At 63.9% G+C, this 19700-nt stretch carries 11 protein-coding genes; 4 read left to right on the forward strand and 7 right to left on the reverse strand.

The window, feature by feature from the left end; all coding sequences use genetic code 11:
* Positions 1-134: 134 nt before the first annotated feature.
* Both uvrA and PLANPX_RS00155 read left to right on the forward strand, forming a co-directional pair.
* Positions 135-7562 (forward strand): excinuclease ABC subunit UvrA, encoded by a 7428-nt coding sequence (uvrA, locus tag PLANPX_RS00150; RefSeq protein ID WP_152096770.1) that lies wholly within the window; start codon positions 135-137, stop codon positions 7560-7562.
* Between the two features lie 488 nt (positions 7563-8050).
* Positions 8051-9571, forward strand: coding sequence for a C2 family cysteine protease (locus tag PLANPX_RS00155; RefSeq protein ID WP_152096771.1), 1521 nt, complete (start codon positions 8051-8053; stop codon positions 9569-9571).
* Positions 9572-9593: 22 nt separating this feature from the next.
* Here PLANPX_RS00155 and PLANPX_RS00160 read toward each other — a convergent pair whose 3' ends face one another.
* On the reverse strand, positions 9594-10970 hold the full coding sequence (locus tag PLANPX_RS00160; protein WP_152096772.1) for a hypothetical protein: 1377 nt from the start codon (positions 10968-10970) through the stop codon (positions 9594-9596).
* Between the two features lie 787 nt (positions 10971-11757).
* On the opposite strand from PLANPX_RS00160, the gene PLANPX_RS00165 reads away from it, so the two are divergent.
* A complete protein-coding gene (locus tag PLANPX_RS00165) occupies positions 11758-12993 on the forward strand; it encodes an MFS transporter (protein ID WP_172991755.1) in 1236 nt (411 codons plus the stop codon).
* Between the two features lie 108 nt (positions 12994-13101).
* On the opposite strand, the gene PLANPX_RS00170 is transcribed toward PLANPX_RS00165, so the two are convergent.
* A complete protein-coding gene (locus PLANPX_RS00170; RefSeq protein WP_232536262.1) occupies positions 13102-14382 on the reverse strand; it encodes a fatty acid desaturase family protein in 1281 nt (426 codons plus the stop codon).
* Positions 14383-14600: 218 nt separating this feature from the next.
* Between PLANPX_RS00170 and PLANPX_RS00175 the strand changes: the two genes are divergently transcribed.
* Positions 14601-15857, forward strand: a complete 1257-nt coding sequence (locus PLANPX_RS00175; RefSeq protein WP_152096774.1) for a beta-ketoacyl-[acyl-carrier-protein] synthase family protein — start codon at positions 14601-14603, stop codon at positions 15855-15857.
* 228 nt (positions 15858-16085) lie between these two features.
* Here the strand turns inward: PLANPX_RS00175 and smpB are convergent, their stop codons facing one another.
* The 5 genes from smpB to PLANPX_RS00200 all read right to left on the reverse strand — a co-directional run bounded on the left by smpB (position 16086) and on the right by PLANPX_RS00200 (position 19647).
* Entirely contained in the window at positions 16086-16754 is a 669-nt protein-coding gene (gene smpB, locus PLANPX_RS00180; protein ID WP_338034249.1) for an SsrA-binding protein SmpB, read from the reverse strand.
* 187 nt (positions 16755-16941) lie between these two features.
* A complete protein-coding gene (locus PLANPX_RS00185) occupies positions 16942-17253 on the reverse strand; it encodes a hypothetical protein (RefSeq protein ID WP_152096776.1) in 312 nt (103 codons plus the stop codon).
* A gap of 371 nt (positions 17254-17624) precedes the next feature.
* Complete coding sequence (locus PLANPX_RS00190; protein ID WP_152096777.1) at positions 17625-18107, reverse strand: YfcE family phosphodiesterase; 483 nt, start codon at positions 18105-18107, stop codon at positions 17625-17627.
* 3 nt (positions 18108-18110) lie between these two features.
* Positions 18111-19295, reverse strand: a complete 1185-nt coding sequence (locus tag PLANPX_RS00195; protein ID WP_152096778.1) for an ATP-grasp domain-containing protein — start codon at positions 19293-19295, stop codon at positions 18111-18113.
* Positions 19288-19647 (reverse strand): nucleotide pyrophosphohydrolase, encoded by a 360-nt coding sequence (locus tag PLANPX_RS00200; RefSeq protein WP_152096779.1) that lies wholly within the window; start codon positions 19645-19647, stop codon positions 19288-19290. Before PLANPX_RS00200 ends, PLANPX_RS00195 begins: the two co-directional genes overlap by 8 nt.
* Positions 19648-19700 lie beyond the last annotated feature (53 nt).

Here is a 19700-nt window from a genome sequence, read left to right on the forward strand (position 1 = left end):
GGACGGGCGTACAATACGGGATTCGATTTGCTTGCAAAAATTGACAACACGAAGCTCAGCCTCGACCAAGCTTGGTCGGGGCTAACGCAGGACGCACCTCTTGGCGATCTGCAGCCTCCAGCCGAACTCCCCGCATGCCTGCCTCCGACATCATTATCAAAGGCGCTCGCGAGCACAACTTGCGGAGCGTCGACGTCACCCTCCCCCGCAACCAGCTGATCTGCCTCACCGGCGTCTCGGGGAGCGGTAAAAGCTCGTTGGCGTTCGACACCCTCTTCGCCGAGGGGCAGCGGCGGTACGTCGAAAGCCTGTCGACGTTTGCCCGCCAATTCCTGGGCCAAATGCCCAAGCCCGACGTCGACCACATCAGCGGCCTGAGCCCCTCGATCTCGATTTCGCAGAAGTCCTCCGGCAACAATCCCCGCTCGACCGTCGGCACGATCACCGAGATTTACGACTTTTTGCGGGTGCTGTACGCCCGCGTCGGCCAGGGGCACTGCCCCCAGTGCGGCAAAGTAATCACTGCCCAAAGCCGCGAGGCGATCATCGGGCGGATCGAGCAATTGCCGGCGAAGACGAAGTTCATGGTCCTCGCCCCGGTGGTCCGCCGGCAGAAGGGCGAGTTCAAAGACCTGTTCGAAGATCTGCAGAAGCAGGGCTACGTCCGCGCGCGGGTCGACGGCCGGGTGGTGCTGCTGAACGAATCGCAATCGCTCGATCGGCAGATGCGGCACGATATCGAGGTGGTGATCGACCGCCTCGTCGCGGGTCCGACGATTCGGACGCGGCTGGCCGAGGCGGTGGAACTCGCGCTCAAGCTGGGCGACGGCAACCTCATCGTGACGCCCGAAGTCGATGCGGCTCAACCATCGCTCGAACTCGATGACGAAGATCGCGCTGAACTCGCGGCTGGCGATGACGAGGACGAGCCCAAGGCGCCAAAGGCGCGCGGCCGTAAGAAGGCGGCGCCTGCCGCTGAGGAAGAGGGGGACGAAGAAGAAGCTCCCGAAGCCGCCGCTCCCGCCGTTCGTGGGCGTCACAAAGGACACGGCCAGCCGGGCGACATCACCCTCAGCGCCGACTACGCCTGCAACTCGTGCGGCATCAGCTTCCAACCGCCGACGCCGCAGCTCTTCAGCTTCAACAGTCCGCAGGGGATGTGTCTCTCGTGCGACGGGTTGGGCGAGATGTTCAGCTTCGATCCCGAGAAGCTCGTTCCCGATCCTTCGCTGTCGTTTGGCGGCGGAGCGATCGAGCTGATCGGCTCATGGAAAGATCTCGGCCGCTGGAAGCGGCACATCTACGCCGGCGTCGCCGACACGATGGATCGCAAGCTCTCGCTCGGCGACAACTATCTGCTCGAAACTTCTTGGAATGACTTGAGCGACGAAGAACGCCGCATTTGGCTGTGGGGGACCGGCAGCGAGCACATCACCTACACGTGGCGCAACGGCAAGGCGTCGCAGAAGTACGGCGGTACGTTCGACGGCGTCATCCCTGAACTGCTCGAAAAGTACCGCACGGCGAAGAGCAAGTCGCTGATCGCGAAGCTTGAACAGTTCATGAACGTCATCCGCTGCCCCGATTGCCATGGCAAGCGGCTCAACGCCCAGGCGTGCGCGGTGCGGATCACGACGGCGGACGAAGCGTTCGCCGATGCGCCGACGCTGACGCTCCCTGACCTCTGCCACATGCCGATTTCGGAAGTCGAGAAGTTCTTCAGCGGTCTGATTCTCGACAACACGCAGCAGCAAATTGCCGAGGAGGCGCTCAAGGAGATCCGCGGTCGGCTCGGGTTCCTCACGAACGTCGGCCTCGAGTACCTCAGCCTCGACCGCACGGCGCCGACGCTTTCAGGCGGTGAATCGCAGCGGATTCGGCTCGCCGGGCAAGTCGGCTGCGGGCTTGTTGGCGTGCTGTATATCCTCGACGAGCCGTCGATCGGCCTCCACCCGCGCGATAACGATCGCCTGCTGGCGACACTCGAACGGCTGCGTGATCTCGGCAATACGGTGGTCGTCGTCGAACATGACGAAGATACGATGCGGGCGGCCGACCACATTATCGACTTCGGCCCCGGCCCCGGCGTGCGCGGCGGTAAGGTCGTCGGCATTGGCAAGGCGAAGGACGTCGAGAAGTCGAAGGAGAGCGTCACCGGCGCGTATCTCAGTGGCGCGCGGAAGATTGAAGTCCCCAAGGAACGCCGCGTCACGCCGTTCCGACCGACGACGCCGACGCGCTTCCGCGGCCCGGTTCCCGCAGCGCCGGAGTTGGAGCCGAACGAGTTCCCGACGATCCGCATCGTCGGCGCCCGCCACAACAATCTGAAAAACGTCGATGTCGAGATTCCGCTCGGCAAGTTCGTTTGCGTCACCGGCGTCAGCGGCAGCGGCAAGAGCTCGCTGGTGAACGACATCGTCAGCGAGTCGCTGCTCCGCGATCTTATGGGAGGCAAAGGAACGCCTGGCGAGCATGATCGGATCGAAGGCATCGAACAGCTCGACAAGCTGATCGCGATCGACCAGACGCCAATCGGCCGGACGCCGCGCTCGAACCCGGCGACCTACATCAAGGTGTTCGACGAGATCCGCGATCTCTACGCGCAGCTCTCCGAGTCGAAACGACGCGGTTACAAGCCGGGGCGGTTCAGCTTCAACGTCGTCGGCGGTCGCTGCGAAGCGTGCAGCGGCAACGGCTCGAACAAGCTCGAGATGGATTTCCTCGCCGACGTCTGGATCACTTGCCAGGTCTGCCAGGGGCATCGGTTCAACCACGAAACGCTGCAGGTGCTGTTCAAAGGGAAGTCGATCGCCGAAGTGTTGGAGATGGACATCCAGCAGGCGATGGAGCACTTCGAAAACGTGCCGGCGGTGTACGATCGGCTCGCAACGCTTCACGCGGTCGGCCTCGATTACATGAAGCTGGGGCAGCCCTCCCCTACCCTGTCTGGCGGCGAGGCGCAGCGTATCAAGCTCGCCCGTGAGTTGGTGAAAAAGTCGACCGGCCGGACGATGTACCTGCTCGACGAGCCGACCACCGGCCTCCACTTCGCCGACATCGAACTGCTGCTAAAAGTGCTGCACGACTTCGTCGACGTCGGCAACACGGTGCTCGTGGTCGAGCACAATCTCGACGTCATTAAGACCGCCGACTGGGTGATCGAGATCGGCCCCGAGGGTGGCAAGGCAGGCGGCCGCGTCGTCATGGCGGGGACGCCCGAGCAAATGGTCGACCACGCCATCAAAGCCGAGCAGCAGAATCCTTCCAAGCGAGCCGAGGGGTTAACCCCCTCGATTCCATCGGCCGACGCGCTCCTTCCTTCGCACACCGGCCTCTCGCTTGCCCCGTACCTCGGCGTGAAGACGCCTAAATCAATCGCCGCCCAACAGGCTGCGAACTCAAAACGCGTCCCCGTCCCGCAAGCGACGCACATCACCGTCCGTGGCGCTCGGCAGCACAACCTCCGTAACGTCGACGTCTCCGTGCCGCGCGATGAAATGACCGTCTGCTGCGGCCCGAGCGGCAGCGGCAAGACCTCGCTGGCGATGGACACGATCTATGCCGAAGGGCAGCGTCGTTACGTCGAGAGTTTGTCGAGCTACGCCCGGCAGTTCATCGGCCAACTGCAGAAGCCAGCCGTCGAACATATTGAAGGTCTCTCGCCGGCGATCGCGATCGAGCAGCGCACCACTGGCCACACGCCGCGGTCGACAGTCGGCACGGTCACCGAGATCTACGACTACTTCCGTATTCTGTTGTCGCGCTTGGGCCAGATGCACTGCCCCGACTGCGACATTCCGATCGGCACACAGTCGCCCGACGAAATCATCACCGCCGTGCTCAGCGAGCCCGAGGGAACCAAGGCCTACTTGATGGCCCCCCTCACGCTCGCACAGGGCGAGCAGTACGAGCAACTGTGGGCGAAGCTCAAGGGTGACGGCTACCTGCGCGTCCGCGTTGACGGCCAAACCTTCGAACTCGACGCCATGCCGGCCGTCGATCGCCGCCGCAAGCACGACGTCGAGGTGATCGTCGACCGCATCACGATCCGTAAGGAAGGCCGCGGACGGCTGGCCGACAGTATTGAGAGCGCCCTCTCGCTCGGCCGCGGCGTGCTGCACCTCGCGATCGTCGACGACAAGCAGACCGAGACGCGCTGGCCGGTGAAGGTTCACAGCCAGCACCTCGTCTGCACGCAGTGCAATCGGAGCTTCGAGGCGCTGTCGCCGCATCACTTCTCGTTCAATAGCTCGCTCGGCTGGTGCGGGGCGTGCGAAGGACTCGGCACCGAAGTCGGCGCCAACCCGGCGTCGCTCTTCCGCAGCATGTCGATGAGTCTCGCCGAAGGGGCGATCCTCGTCTGGCCGAACGTGAAGCAGCCGCTGTTCGCCGCGATGCTCGGCGCGCTGCGCGACCGGTTTGGCATTCCGATCGACGTGCCGTTTGACAAGTTGTCGCCGCGCAATCGCCGGTTGGTGATGTACGGCACCGGGGAGGAGTGGATTGAGGTCGTTCCCCAAAACGCCGTTCAAAAAGCCGCGACCGGTGGTCGCGGTTCCGCCGTCTCCGAAGACCGCGACCACCGGTCGCGGCTTTCTGCATTTCGTTTCCAATACAAAGGGTTGTACCCGGCGCTTGAGGAAGCGTCGCGTTTGTCGCCGCGCCTGCGCGGCCGCCTCGAACATCTGGTCGACGAAATCGAATGCAGCCAGTGCGGCGGCAGCCGCTTGCGCGACGATTCGGCGGCGGTGCGTTTTCAAACGCGCACGATCGACGAATATTGCCGCCTGCCGCTCGGCGAGTTGCTGCCGACGGTCGACAAGTGGAAGCTCCCCGCTCCGCAGAAGAAAATCGCCGGCGAGTTGGTGCGCGAGATTCGCAACCGGCTGACGTTCCTCTGCGACGTCGGGCTCGAGTACCTCACCATCGGCCGCTCGGCGCCGACGCTCTCGGGCGGCGAGTCGCAGCGGATTCGCTTGGCGAGCCAAGTCGGCAGCGGTCTCTGCGGCGTGCTCTACGTGCTCGACGAACCGACGATCGGTCTCCATCCGCGCGACAACACGCGATTGGTCGGAGCGCTGCACAAACTCCGCGATCTCGGCAACACGCTGCTCGTGGTCGAGCATGATCGCGACGTGATCGCCGGCGCCGACGGGCTGCTCGACTTCGGGCCCGCGGCAGGGAAACTGGGCGGCGACATCGTCGCCCGCGGCACGCCGGAAGAGGTGAGCAAGAAACGGGGCAGCGTCACCGGCCCGTACCTCAGCGGTAAGAAGGCGATCCCGGTGATCAAGAACCGGCGCGTCCTCAGCGAAGATCCTGCCGCTGATGGCAAGAAGTCGAAGCCCGCGGCCAAGTCGAAGGCGAAGGCCTCCGCACTGCCGCCGTCGACGTTCCCATCGTCGTCGCTGCGGATCATCAACGCCCGCCACAACAACTTGAAGGGTGTCAACGTCACGATCCCGCTCGGCACGCTCACCGCGGTGACGGGCGTTTCGGGGAGCGGCAAGAGCTCGTTGGTCGAAGACGTGCTCTACAACCAGCTCGCTCGCCAGCTTCACCGTGCGAAGACGGTTCCGGGCAACCACGACGGCATCGCCGGCGTCGAGCAGATCGACAAGGTAATCCGCGTCGATCAACGGCCGCTTGGCAACACGCCGTCGTCGAACCCTGCCACGTACACCGGCGTGTTCGACCTCATTCGCGAGTTGTTCGCGCAGCTCCCCGAGGCGAAGGTCCGCGGCTACGCGGCGCGGCGGTTTAGTTTCAACGTCCCCGGCGGTCGCTGCGACGACTGCGAGGGCGCCGGCCAGAAGTGCATCGAGATGCACTTCCTACCCGACGTGTGGGTCGACTGCGATACGTGCCAGGGGCATCGCTATAACCGTGAAACGCTCGACGTGAAGTATCGCGGCCGCTCGATCGCCGACGTGCTAGAAATGTCGTGCGGCGAAGCTCGCGAACTGTTCGAGAACATTCCGAAGGTTCGCAAAATCCTGCAAACGCTCTGCGACGTCGGTCTCGATTACGTCGCGCTCGGCCAGAGCGCCGCGACGCTGTCGGGCGGCGAGGCGCAGCGCGTGAAGCTGGCTGCCGAACTCGCGCGGCCTGATACGGGACGCACGCTCTACATTCTCGACGAACCGACGACCGGTCTTCACTTCGACGATATCGCGAAGCTGCTCGACGTGCTTCATCGGCTCGTCGACCTCGGCAACACGGTGCTGGTGATCGAGCACAACCTCGACGTCATCAAGCAGTGCGATTGGCTGATCGACATTGGCCCCGAAGCGGGCGCCGGTGGCGGCAGCGTCGTTGGCCAGGGGACGCCGGAGCAGTTGGTCGAGCAGATGCAGGCGGCTGAAGGCGGAACGTCGAAGGCGAAGAAGAAACCCGCAGCGAAGGGACCGGGCCTCAGCAATCCGCCGGCCGGATTCCCGTCGCACACGGCGTTTGCACTGGTTCCCGTCCTCGCCGAAGGGCCGCATGTCGAACGCAAGCCGTACGACTTTGCCGCGGCGGAAGCGAAGCGGCACGGCGACCTCGATATCAACGACCTCGGCAAGGAAGTAAAAATGCCGTGGGAGCTCGATGGCCGGAAGTGGCACGTCGAGGACCGCGTGTCGCGCAGCGGCGATCCGGTGCGGTGGGACGGGCGGATTCTCGCCGCGATCGACGAGCGGGTGCACCAGCTGAGCGAATCGTTCCTGCCGACAGATTGGTCGCATCGCACGATCGTCGAGATCAACGGCCAAAAGAAGTCGGACGGTTGGTTCTTCCACGCGATCACTGGCGAGCCGTGGGTGCTCAAGCTGAAGTTCCGCACCGCGAAGCGGACGTTCAACGCCGAGCGACTCACGGCGGAGCTCAACCTGCCGCCGTTCAACGATCTCGCCGAGATCGAAACCTACGGCAACGGCCCGCGGGTAAAGTGCAAGAACCTCCGCGGTCCGTTCCAAGAGGTGCAGGTCTTCGCCCACGGGTGGGACGAGCTCAACACGCCGGCGTTTTGGTCGATGGTGGAACTCGCCGTCGAAGGATTCAAGAAGTTCACCGAGCGCGTCGGGAAGAATCCCGAAGACGTGATGCCGTGGAAGGTGCTCGGCAAGAAGTGGCACCTCGCGCGCAAGGGCTTCCCGCCGGGGAAGAAGGTGGCTTGGCCGCAGGAGACGCTCGAGGAGCTGCTTGAGCTGTTGGAGTCGACCGCCGCCGCAGGACTGGCCGCTGAAGCGACCAGTCCGAATGGCGATGCGAAGGCGGGGCCGCAGTTCTTGTGGAACAATCAGCAGGTGGTGCACCTGATGATTCCAGGGCAGCGGATTCCGTGGGCGACGGTGCAAACCAAGCGGACGGTCGGCGTGGACGTGTCGCTGCACGGCCCCGCGGGGGCGTTTGCGACGGGCCGCGTGGCGGAGATCGGCGTGAAGCAACTCATTCAACCGGGGAGCGAGGGGTATGACGCGGTGAAGCTGCGGTTCATCACGCCGGAAGACCTCACGCGCGGCGGACTGCAGAAGTTTCTGGCGGAACACCTCGAAGCAGTGCGGGCTGTAGCGAAGTAGCCGCGGGTCAACGACCCGCCGGAGCGGCACGCGTTGGGCGTCCAATCGCGGTAGCGATAACGGTGTGCAGACCGCAGCCTGTGGCAGGGCTTCTACCCCCTCCCTAGCCCCGGGCTCCGCCCGGGGATGATGGCGCGTAGGGCGACGTCCACTGGAATGGCGGCCGACCCCCGGGCGGAGCCCGGGGCTAGAACGCGCGGCGGTGCGAGCGATGTTGCCGTTTCGCCACAGCGCGTCCCAACCGAAATAACCGGCCAAACTTTCGGCTCGCTGCAGCCGAAATCGCCCCAGGCCGCGCCGCGCAAAGGCCATTCTCTGAGATAGCTTTTCAAGGTCTGCCGCTCCTCGACCTGCCTCTTCCCAAGCTGCCTCTTCCCGCCTGCGGCCTCGCTCCCTCCGCAGTGGCTCGTCTGCGATCGACTCGCTCGCGAAAACCTTCCGGTTCTCGCTCCACCCTTCTCTTCGAGTTACTTCCAGGAAGCCGCGCTGTGAAAACTTCGCCTGCAGCCCGTCCGCGCTCGTTACAGTTTGAACCGCTCGAACGCCGCGAAGTGATGGCCGCCGCCATTACGGCCGGCTTCAACGCCGGCGTGCTCACCGTCACCGGCACGGCGGGCAACGATACGATCAACTTCCGGCAGACGGGCGGTCGCATCTCGGTGGCGAACGTCAGCGGCAGTTGGGCCGCGGCCGACGTGAAGTCGATCGTCGTCAACAGTCTGGGCGGCAGCGACGTCGTTTCTCTCAACAGCATTGCAAACGGCGGCGCTCAGGCGATGGTCGAGGACGTGACCGTCAACGGCGGCGTCGGATCGGATCGCGTCAAGCTGACCGATGGCCGCGACGTGCTGTTTAGCAATCAACAGTTTCGCGTCACGGTCGCGGGCGTCGCCACGGTCGCGGGCAAGGCGGTGCCGACGGCCGCCCCGCCGAAACCGGCCAATTGGTTTGAAGCCAACATTCGCGACGCCGCGCTTCGTACGCTCGGCGCTTCGCTCTACCAAGATGGCGTGATCGATCGCAAAGACGCCCTCGCGCTGTTGCGGAACGTGGAGGACGGCAACATCGTCGATGCGTCTGAACTCGCCGACCTGCGCGACATCGTCGCCAACACGAAGCTGTTTGGCACGCTTGAGTACGTCGGCAAGCTCACCAGTTACATCGTCTCGGCCAATCCGGCCAATGCGAAATACCTCGGCGGCGCGCTCGGCAACCTCACGGTCAATTCCAGCTCCGCCCAGTTGGAGAAGTTGATTGGCAAGTGGTTCCTCGGCAACGATCGTCCGCTCGCGTCTGGGACGTACAAACAGGCGGGCGGACAGCTGTTCGTGAACGGCGCTAGCTACGAGGACATCAAGCAAGGTTCCGTCGGCGATTGCTACTTCATGGCGTCGCTCGCCGAGGTGGCGCTGAAGAATCCCGCCGCAGTGACGAACATGTTCATCGTCAACGGCGACGGCACCTACACGCTGCGGTTCTACAACGGCGGGCAGACGGCGTACGTGACGGTCGACTCGAACCTGCCGACCGACGGCGCGGGGCGATTCATCTACGCCGGCATGGGCCAGCTGGCGGCGAGCGCGGGGAACGAGCTCTGGACGATGCTGGCCGAGAAGGGCTATGTGCAGCTTAACGAAATGGGCTGGCAGCGGGCGGGCCTCACGGGCTCGGGACAGAACTCGTACGCCGCGATCGCCGGCGGCTATTGCTACGCCGCGCTCGGCCACATCACAGGCCAGGCGACGGTCGCCTTCGCGCAGACGAGTTCGGCGGCGAACTTCAACGTCTTCGTGACGGCGTTCAACCAAGGGAAGATGATCGAGTTCGCGTCGAAGAGCACGCCTGCGTCGAACGCCGTCGTCGGCGGGCACGCGTACGCGGTGGTGGGGTACAACGCGCAGACGCAGACGATCACGCTCTTCAATCCGTGGGGCGCCAACTACGCGCGGGTGACGATGACGTGGTCGCAGGTCCAAGGCAGCTTTGCTTACTTTGATCGCACGGCGTGAGCGCAGCGCCAGTAGCCGCGGGTCAACGACCCGCCGGAGCGAGACGAAGATAAGCAGTTCTTGTTCGCCAGCCGCCATTTAGTCCTTCAATCGCCCGCGCGACGCTGGCGGTGCAATCAATCGCCGATTGGCGAGCAGCGTGCGGCGACACCGTGCGTTGAGCGATCACTTTCCCCACGGGATTGTGGATCGCGCGGAGTCGCTGGGCATAGCGCTTCACGCGCTTGTTGGTCAGCGGTCGCATGCTGCGTGCGATCCGCCAGCGCGTCAGGCCGGTCAATCCGCTGGAGACCCAATCTCGTTGCTGCTGCGCCAACGGGTCGTCGCCGAACATCTCCAACGGGAAGTGGGGGCCCAGCATCTCGGGCCAAGCGTAAGCGAGGCGTTGCGCGGCGTCGGGAGCGAACCATGCGTAGAGCTCTCGCGCCTGCTGGGAAAACCAAGTTGAGCTAGGCGCCGCGGGGGACGTTAGCTCACGTAGAAACTCGGCGGTCTGCTCGCCCATGAGCCGCGCGGTCGCCGGCTTGTCGAACGGACGAGGGTGGCCGGCGAGCAATCGCTGGAGTTGTCGGCGTCGGAGTTCAAGCCGCTGCGCTGCGAGTTCGCGGTCCAGCAGCGGTTCGTCGCACAGCTCCAACGTCACATCGAGAGTTTTCAGCTGATAGAAATAGTATTCGAGCAGCGCGTCGACGAGTTGAGGCGAGTCGCCGTCGTCGGGGAGGCGATTCAAGTCGACTAGCCGTTCTATGCAGAGGTCGACTCGCATCCCAACCTGCATGCACTGGTCGAATGCCGGCAGTCCGCGCAACGCGTCGATGAGATCGCGTCGCGTCGCCGCCGGCAGATCGAATTGCATGACCAAGCGACGGAGGGCGTCGACCGTTTGGCGAATCGTGACCATGACGATGACGCATTCGGCCCAGCCCCCTTCGCCGCGGACAATGAGCCCCAAAAATTGGAGTGTTTTCCGGAGCTCGTCGGCGGCGAGTTGCGAGGCTCCGTCGTCTGCCGCGAGCTGAGCGCGGGCCCAACGCAGCTGGGCGAGTTGCCGCAGCTGGAGGCCTGGCGATAGCACATCGGCGCGCTCGCTCCAATGCTCGGTAAAGATCGGCCAGTGAAACTTCGCTCGCGAAGCCCCCTCGTCGCACAGATCGATCGCTTGTTGGTTCGATTCGACCCAGGCCCGCATCGTTTCGCGTTCGGCAGGTTCGAGCGGCGTCGGCCAGTCTTCGTCGGGGTTACGCTCTAGCTGGTCGAACCAGAGCGGCGGAAAGGTTGGCTCGCGATACGCGGCAATGCCTTGCGCCCAACATTCGTAGGCGTTGTCGCCGTCGGCGAGCGGGACGCGCTCGTAGCGGAGTTCTATTGGCAGGAGCGCCAGGAGTTCTTGCTGCAACATCGGTCGCTCCGAATTGCTGATCGAACGGATCGCGGCGGAATCGCGTGGAGGTTATTTTACTAGATGACTCTTTAATTGGCGCGTTGATTTGAGTTGTCTGTATGCTGCAACCCTTTCAGGGTTGGGGATGGTGTGCGGGGGTGTTTCCCGGGGTAGATCGCTGCTGCGATCAACCCCGGGCTGGATGATGGAACGCCGTTGGCGTTCGATTTGATTCCAGCGATTCCGATCATGCTCCGACGGCGAATTTTGCGTTCGTGTCGTGTCGCTTTGGGCTTAATTGCAAAAAGCGATTTTAGGCGACACTAAGCATTGGCGGTAACTTGTTGCGGTGATTGGGATTGCGATGTCGTGTCGTGTTTTAGTGTCGCATTGGACGCGACATGAAGGGGTAACGGGCGGGCGAAACGCTGAGCCGCAAGCGGCTGCTGCGGCACGGTTCGGCCGCGCATTAGCGATGTGAAGCGGCGGCCGTCATCGGCGTCGGAGACGCCTCCCACAGCTGCGGCGGCGCCAGCGGTTCGTCGTTTCACCGGCCATCTTTTGCGAGGTCTGGTTCTCGTTTGAGATGGCTTGTGAACGTCTGTTTAGTGTGGCGCTATGCGCGGCCGAAAGCAACGTGTTATTTTCTGCCACGTCAATGGCGGATCGCGGCTTTCCGAAGTTACGGGGCGTTGGCGCCGTCGCGGCGAACCACTCGCATAGTCGGACGGTCCTGCTTGCCGTAAGATTGAAGCTCCTGCCGGCGATGACTTTCGTCTCGCCCCAATGCACTTCGAGCCCACCGATGAGCAGTCCCGCCGCGTCCGCCCTTTCCAGCGAGTTGCCCCCGTCGACGCCGGTCGTCGAGAAGACGGCGCTGAAGGTGCTGCTGGCGATTAGCGTGGCTCACATGCTCAACGACATTATTCAGTCGTTGATTCCGGCGACCTATGTGTTGCTGCAGGGCTCGCTGAAGCTCGATTACTTCGACATCGGCCTCATTACGTTCGCGTTCCAACTCACCGCGTCGCTGTTGCAGCCGGTGGTGGGGTTGTATACCGACCGCCGGCCAAAGCCGTATTCGTTGGCGATTGGGATGGGGCTGACGCTCGTGGGGCTGCTTTGTTTTTCCCAAGCGCGGTCGCTGGTAACGCTGATGGCGTCGGCGGCGCTCGTGGGAACGGGGTCGAGCATCTTCCATCCTGAAGCGTCGCGAATGGCCCACATGGCCGCGGGCGGGCGGCATGGGTTTGCGCAGTCGTTGTTTCAGGTCGGCGGCAACTTCGGGACGTCGCTGGGGCCGTTGCTCGCTTCGGCGCTCGTGATTCCGTACGGCCAGGGGAACATCGCCTGGTTCTCGTTGATCGCGCTGGCGGGCATTATCGTGCTGACTCGCATTGGCGCGTGGTATCACGCGAAATTGGCGACGCGGGCGGCGAAGGGAATCGTCTCGAAGCCGCAGCGGCACGCCTATCTCTCGCGGCGGCAGGTGGCGAGCGCCATCGGCGTGTTGGTGGCGCTCGTGCTGTCGAAGTACGTTTACCTCGTGAGCTTCACGAGCTACTACCCGATGTACATGAAAACCAAGTTCGGGTTGAGCGATCAGCAGGCGTTGCAGGCGTCGTTCGCGTTCTTGTTCGCGGTGGCGGCGGGGACGTTTGCGGGCGGGCCGCTCGGCGATCGGTTTGGCCGCAAGGTCGTCATTTGGTTTTCAATCCTCGGCGTGGCGCCATTCGCGCTGGCCTTGCCCCATGCCGGGATGGTGGGGACGATCGTCCTCACGGTGTTCATCGGGGCGATCTTGGCGTCGGCGTTCTCGGCGATCTTGGTGTTCGCTCAAGAACTGTTGCCGGGACGAGTCGGCGCCGTGGCGGGGCTGTTCTTTGGCTTCGCGTTCGGGATTAGTGCGATCGCGGCGGCGGTGCTCGGGTACTGGGCCGATCGGACCAGTTTGGAGCAGGTGTTTCAGTTTTGCGCTTACTTGCCGCTGATGGGGATCATTGCGGCGTTCTTGCCGAAGCTGGAACAGCGTAAGGTTTGATGAGTGCGCTTTAGCCCCCGGTTCTTTAAACCGGGGGGTGAGTGGACGCCGCAGTGGGCCCCCGGTTTGAAGAACCGGGGGCTAATAAGGGATCAAACGCGCGGCGGGTTACGCGCTGCGGCGGGTGATTGATTGCGGATCTTCCGCGGGCGCTTGCTCGTTCGCGCGGGCGCGTTTCCAGAGACGGATGATCTCCATCGTCAGCGAGCGGGCCTCGGTCTGGCGATAGGGCGAGTCGGCGGGCAGCTCGGCCATCAACCGGCGATGGGCCTTCGCCATCGCGTGGTACGGCATCGTCGGGAAGATGTGATGCAGCGCGTGGAACCGCAGGCCGATCGGCGCCCAGAGCCCGCCGATGAGCGGGGCGTGAGGGTAATTGATCGAGTCGAGCATTTGCTCGACGAAGTTCATTTCGGTGCCGTGGCTCGTCCAGCGGTGGGCGCCGAGCGTGCGGAGCGAGTTCATCGCGACGATAAACACGCCGGTGAGGTAAATCTGCAGCAGCATCGAAGGCGGCAACGGTTCGTTGAACAGTAGCCCGTAGCTCATCGTCATCCGCACGCCGACGAAGCAGATGAAGAGGAAGCAGCAGACTTCCTGCATGCGAATGATCCGCAGCGCCTTCTTCGTCGGCAGCGGGCGGATATATTTGGGATCCATGATCATCGACGACATGTGTTGGTGGACCCAGTTCCGCAAGCGCGGGCTGAACCAAGTCATCGGCGTCAGGATTCCCCACCGCACGACGCCGAGGATCGGCAGCACGAGGATCTGCGATAGGTAGATCAGGATCGCGCGAGCCGGCATGTTCGACAGCGAGATGTATTCGCCGTCTTCGTGCGTGCCGTAGTGTTTGCGGCGGTGATGGTCGAGATGCGTGTAGTAGACGAACGACGGGATCAGGAAGGGAATCCCGCAGAGCATGTTCCAGACAAATCGGAACGTTTTGAATTCGTCGGCGCGGATGTGGACGAGCTCGTGAATGAACAGCGAGCAGCGGTAGTAGAGCAGCGACGACACGAAGAACATCGCCACCGTGGCTGGCCAGTGCCAGTCGGTGCGGGCGGCGAGGTCGGCGTTGTGCCAGAGGGCGTTCGACGCCAGAAGTTGCGGATGGGTGACCCCGGCGAAGGCGGCGACGCCGATCGACCAACTCGTGAGGAAGTCGGTCCAGTAGATCCAGGGATTGGGGCGGAACGATCCGCCAACGATCGTACGAGCCTGCGACAACGAGAACCCGCCCAGCGGGCCGGCCCCGCGGGTCGGCTCGGAAATCGAGATCTGCGACACGTTCAAGCCCCGCACGCTCAGTCGTTCGGTGCGTTGCCCCGCGGCGGTGCACCAACCAAAAGTCTGGATCGGACGGCGGAGGGCGAACTCTTCGATCAAGGCTGCTCGGATGGCAAGGTCAGCGGAACCCCACCGTGCGGACAGCCCCCCAAATGGTACAACTGCCCAATTCTCGGGCGGGGTCATGCCCTGGCCCGGGGGCGGCCGACGTGCTGCTTGTTGCCCCCTAGACCCGTAGTTAGACTGGCAAGATTCTGGCCCCCGGGTTTTCGGGCGAGTTTTCCAGGCCTACCGCACGTCCCCCCCGCGATCTCACTGTGCCTGAAGTCGTCGTCACCGGCCTGGGGATCGTCTGTCCGATTGGCGTCGGCGCCGATGCCGTATGGGCGTCGATTGAGCGGGGACAGAGCGGCGTGCGGGCCGTGCCCGAACTGCTGCAGGCGGAGCTGCCGATTCCGATCGCCGGCGACGTGGCCGATTTCGACCCAAAGGAGTTCGTCAAACCGCGGAAATCACTCAAGGTGATGTCGCGGGAGACGCAGCTCGGCTTTACCGCGTCGGAAATGGCGTGGGCTGCGGCGGGGCTCGACGGGGCAAATATCGACCCCGACCGGCTGGGCGTGACGAGCGGGTCGAACATGTTCTGCCCCGAAATGCCGGAACTGGCCGCGGCGTGTCATGCGAGCGATTCGGGGGACGGGATCTTCGATTTCAACCGCTGGGGAAATACCGGCCTGCGGGAAGTCTTTCCGCTGTGGCTGCTGAAGTACCTGCCGAACATGGCGCCGGCCCATGTGAGTATCGCCCACGACGCCCGCGGGCCGAGCAATTCGATTGTGGCGGGCGATGTGTCGGGGCTGCTCGCGCTCATTGAGGCGGCGGACGTGGTGGCCCGGGGGCACGCCGACGTGATGCTGGCCGGCGGGGCGAGCTCGAGCATTGGCTGGATGGATCTCATCTGGCACGCGGGCGCCCGGCTGTCGCAGCGGGTTGATGAGCCAGAGCGGGCTTGCCGGCCGTTCGACGCCGATCGCGACGGGATGGTCGGCGGCGAAGGGGCGGCGATGTTCGTCCTGGAGACGCGGGAACATGCCCTGGCGCGGGGGGCCAAGCCGCTGGCCAGGATTGCTGGCTACGGGCGGCGGTACGAGGCGGCGACGGCGTCTTACCAGCCAACGGGGCAAGCGATTGGGCAGGCGATCGAGGCGGCGCTCGCCTCGGCCGGTGTGAAGCCGGGCGACGTCGGACATGTGAGCGCCCATGGGCTGAGCACCGAAATTGACGACCGAATCGAGGCGGCGGCGATTCGCCGGACGCTGGGGGATGTGCCGGTGACGGCGCTGAAGAGCTACATCGGCAACGTCGGCGCCGCGTGCGGAGCGGTGGAACTGGCGATGACGCTGCTCGGGCTGCAACGCGGGCTGGTGGCGCCGACGCTGAATTACGAAACGCCCGATCCGAAATGCCCGGTGAATGTGGCGACGGAACTGGCGAATGCGGCGTCGCCGTTGGCGTTGTTGTTGAATCACCGGACGACGGGGCAGGCGGTTTCGCTGCTCGTTGAGGCGGAGTAACGCGCTCAGCTGCATCTCTCCGACCTCAAAGAAAACTAAACTTTGAGGTCCCCTCCCCTTGAGGGGGAGGGTTAGGGAGGGGTGATTGAAGCTGGTACCAACGTTCCACCCCCTCCCCAGCCCTCCCCTCAAGGGGGAAGGGGGCCACAACACTAGTAGGTTGGGTCGTGCGGAATGGTGAGCGACCCCCGGGCAGAGCCCGGGGCTAGGGCGCGTGTCACTCAGCAGTTACCGGCCGCGGCGCATGGCGCGGTCGATGTCGCGTTGCATGTCGCCCTTCTTGATCGACTCGCGTTTGTCGTAGTTCTTCTTACCGCGGCAGATGCCGAGCAGGACTTTGGCTCGGCCTTCTTTGAAGTACAGCTTTAGCGGAACGAGCGTGAAGTTTTTCTCGTAGGCGAAGCCGGCGAACTTGTCGATCTCGCGGCGGTGGAGGAGGAGCTTGCGGCGGCGCTTGGGCTCGTGGTTCCAGGCGTTCGCGTTTTTGTATTCCTGGATGTCGGCGGCGACGAGCCAGACCTCCCGCTTTTCCATCCGCGCGTAGGCTTCTTCGATCGAGACGAGCCCCGCGCGCAGCGATTTGACCTCGCTGCCGACGAGCATGATGCCGCACTCGAGCGTGTCGACGACTTCGTAGTTATGGCGAGCCTTGCGGTTGTGGGCGATGACCTTTTCGTTGGGGTCGTCGCCTTTGGCCGCCTTGCTGGCAGGTTTCTTAGCCGTGGGAGGGACTTTCGAAAGGGGAAGTGGGAAAAGCGACAGGGGCCAAGCAAGGACCGCTTCGCGGGGACGGGGTTCGCGGTCGCGGCGGAAGGTGCGCGACAGTCCCGCAGAATAGCTGGCGGGGGCGGGGAAGGAAACGGGCAGATCGTGCCCGACCGCGGCCGAAAAAGGCAGCTAAGCCGCCGAGCGGCGAGAAAAACGCAATCTGGGGCCCCGGGAGGGAGGCGTGGGAAACGTTGCAGGCCCCAGATTGCGACGGGGTGCAGTCGTGACTTGCGTGGTTAGCCGGCGCCGCTGTTGGCCCTGTTGGGCGCGGCGCCGCCGGCTAACTCACAGTTTCCAGTGTTTCGTTGGCTGGCGATTATTGAATCACTGTCGGAAAGCCAGGCAGACCTGCCAACCCGGGCAAGGCGTTGGCGACGACCGGCGTTCCGCCGCGTTGCTTCTCATTCAGCGCTTTCTGGCCGAAGTATTCCTGCAGGTCGACGTGAAGTTGCACGCAGTCGACGTAGCGCGAACGCACGGTCGAGTTCTCTTCGAGCAGTGATACCAAGCGGGCGAAATCGGCTTCGTCCAACTCGTCGTCGAGTAGGTCCCAAATCAACGCTTCGGATTCCTCTATCTGGCCTTCGAAGTCGCTTGACTGCGAACGGTTTTCAAATCGGTTGTTCATCGTAACTCTCCGCCTTGACGAGTCTCGGGCCGCAGTTTGTGGAAGCCGTGGGCTTCGCGAAACCAGCGGCGCAACTGCGCCAAGAAGATTCGTGGGCAACATCCTTGTCGTGAAGCAGCCGCCGTTTGCTCGCGCACCGTGCGGCCACTACCACAATCTTCGGTCGAAATAGGGAAGCAAACGGCATGCCCGCCTATAAAAAGAACGAAAATCCGGGCCGTTTGGTTCGCTAGCATGCGAGAAATAGCGGTGTTTTCGCTGTTATGGCCCAGTGCCGGCCCTGTCGCGGCAGGCGGTGCCAGCGGCCGCGGGAGTGCCCAATGCTGAAGCAGCGGCGGCGGAAGGTTGCCGCTGACGGGGGCACGCGACGGCTACAGCGGGATGATCGTTGCCTCGAGCGTCGGCAGGTCGACGATTGCTAGCGAATGAGGATTCGCTCGGTAGAGGGCGCCCGGATTGAGGACGAGCGTCTCGCCGATCCGCTCGATCGCCGCGACGTGGGTGTGGCCGTAGCAGACGAGGTCGTAATCGCCAGAGCGGATCGCTTCCTGGAAGCGGCGGCGGTCGTCGCTGTGAATGAGCGCGATGCGGCGGTCGCCGATTGCGAGGTCGCCGAAGGCGCCGTGGCAGGTCTGCCCTGCTCGTTCGATCGCGGTGGCGAATTCGGCGTGGTCGTAGTCGCAGTTGCCGAAGACGAAATCGGTCGGCCACTGGGCGAACAGCTCGACGACCGCGATCGAACCGATGTCGCCGCAGTGGACGACGCGATCGACCTGCAGGCTTTCCAGCATGCGGATCGCGGGGCGGGTGACCTCGACGTGGCCGTGCGAATCGCTGACGACTCCGAGTCGCATGGCTTACTCCTCGGGATAGAGTCGGGATTCGACTTGGGCGAGCAGCCGCTTCATCTCGCTATCGTACTTTGCGGCAGGGGCGGCGGCGAACGCGGTGAGGATTGGCTGCCCGAGGACGATGCCTTCGCCGGCGGCGGGGATGTCGGCAAGTTGGCACGCCGCGGAGTCGAGCGACGAGTGGCTCATCGCCCAGGCGTGGAACTCGTCGCTTACCAAGGCCTCGCGTTTAGCGTAGAGGATTGTCTTGCCGTGGATGAGCGGTTCGTCGTCTGTTTTCGAACTGGTCTTGCTGGAACGTTGCGAGGGCACGGGCTCTGCCAGTTCACCTTGGCAGGCGTTGACGTGCGCCTCGACGGCGTTGACGCCGGTCATCCGTTCGACAATTTCAGCGGAGGATGAGTAGCGCGGGTTGATTTCGATGATCCAGGCCTTCTCGCCATGGATCACGAGGTCGACGCCGACGAGGCCGAGGAGTTTGAAGCGCTCGCTCAGGAGTTCGCCGAGCCGCGCGAGTTGCACGGCGACGGCGTCGCTTACTTGCAGCGGGCCGACGGAGCCGGAGTAGTGCCAAGGCTTCGCTCGCGCCGCGGCGTCGCCGACGAGTTGGTGCGTGACGCCGAGCAACTGCGAGCCATTGCGCGAGCAGACGAACACCGCGGCCGCGGAGGCGCCGCCGATGAAGCGTTGGAAGTAGGCTTCCGCGTCGAGCGCCCGTTGGCGAGACTCGGCGCCGTCGAGGAGCCAGACGCCGGAGCCGTTGGCGCTGCGGTAGGTTTTGCAAAGCCACGAGCGATCGAGCGGCAGCTTGTCGGGCGTTTCGACGGTCTCAGGAAACCAGAGACCGGCGGCGTGAATGACCGGCTGCAGCAAGAGCGGATTGCGAGTGGCGCGGATCGCCCCGCCGCTGCAGCCGATGAGGGGCCGCACTTTCGCGAGCGAGGTGATCAGCTCGTGATGGTTTTCCATCGCGCCGGTGAAGAGCCAACCGTCGCATTCCGTGTGCGACAGCCAGTCGGCGATCGATTCGGGGTAGCCCGATTCAATCCGCGTGACGTCGCAGTGCGCCCGCAAGTCCGCGTCGGCGAAGAGGTCGGCGGCGACGACTTCGTAGCCGGCCCGCAGCGCGGAGAAAGCCGCCGCGCGAACGCTGGCGCCGACGATCGCGAGTTTCTTGATTGGCTCAGCCATCGCGGCGATACCGGCCGCGGAATTCCTCGGCGGGGTATTTGAGGCGGTTCTTCACCATCTTGTTGCGGATGGCGTCGGAGACGTCGATGCCGAGCTCGTTGGCGAGCGCAAACGAGTAGCCGATGACGTCGGCGAGTTCTTCGCCAATGGCGGCTAGCTTCTCAGCGTCTTCAGGCAGCTTCCGCGAGGCGTCGACGTCGAGCCACTGGAAGTGTTCCATCAGTTCCGCGGCTTCGACGGCGAGGGCCATCGAGACGTTTTTCGGAGCGTGGAACTGGCGCCAATCGCGTTCTTCGACGAACTGGCGAATGATTTGGCGGAGCTCTTCGACGGTGGTGGTGGCGTCGCTCATGGGCGTTTCTGTAGTGAAGAGCCTAATAAATGATCTTGTGGTCCCCTCCCCTT

The organism is Lacipirellula parvula, from assembly GCF_009177095.1.
Classification (GTDB): domain Bacteria; phylum Planctomycetota; class Planctomycetia; order Pirellulales; family Lacipirellulaceae; genus Lacipirellula; species Lacipirellula parvula.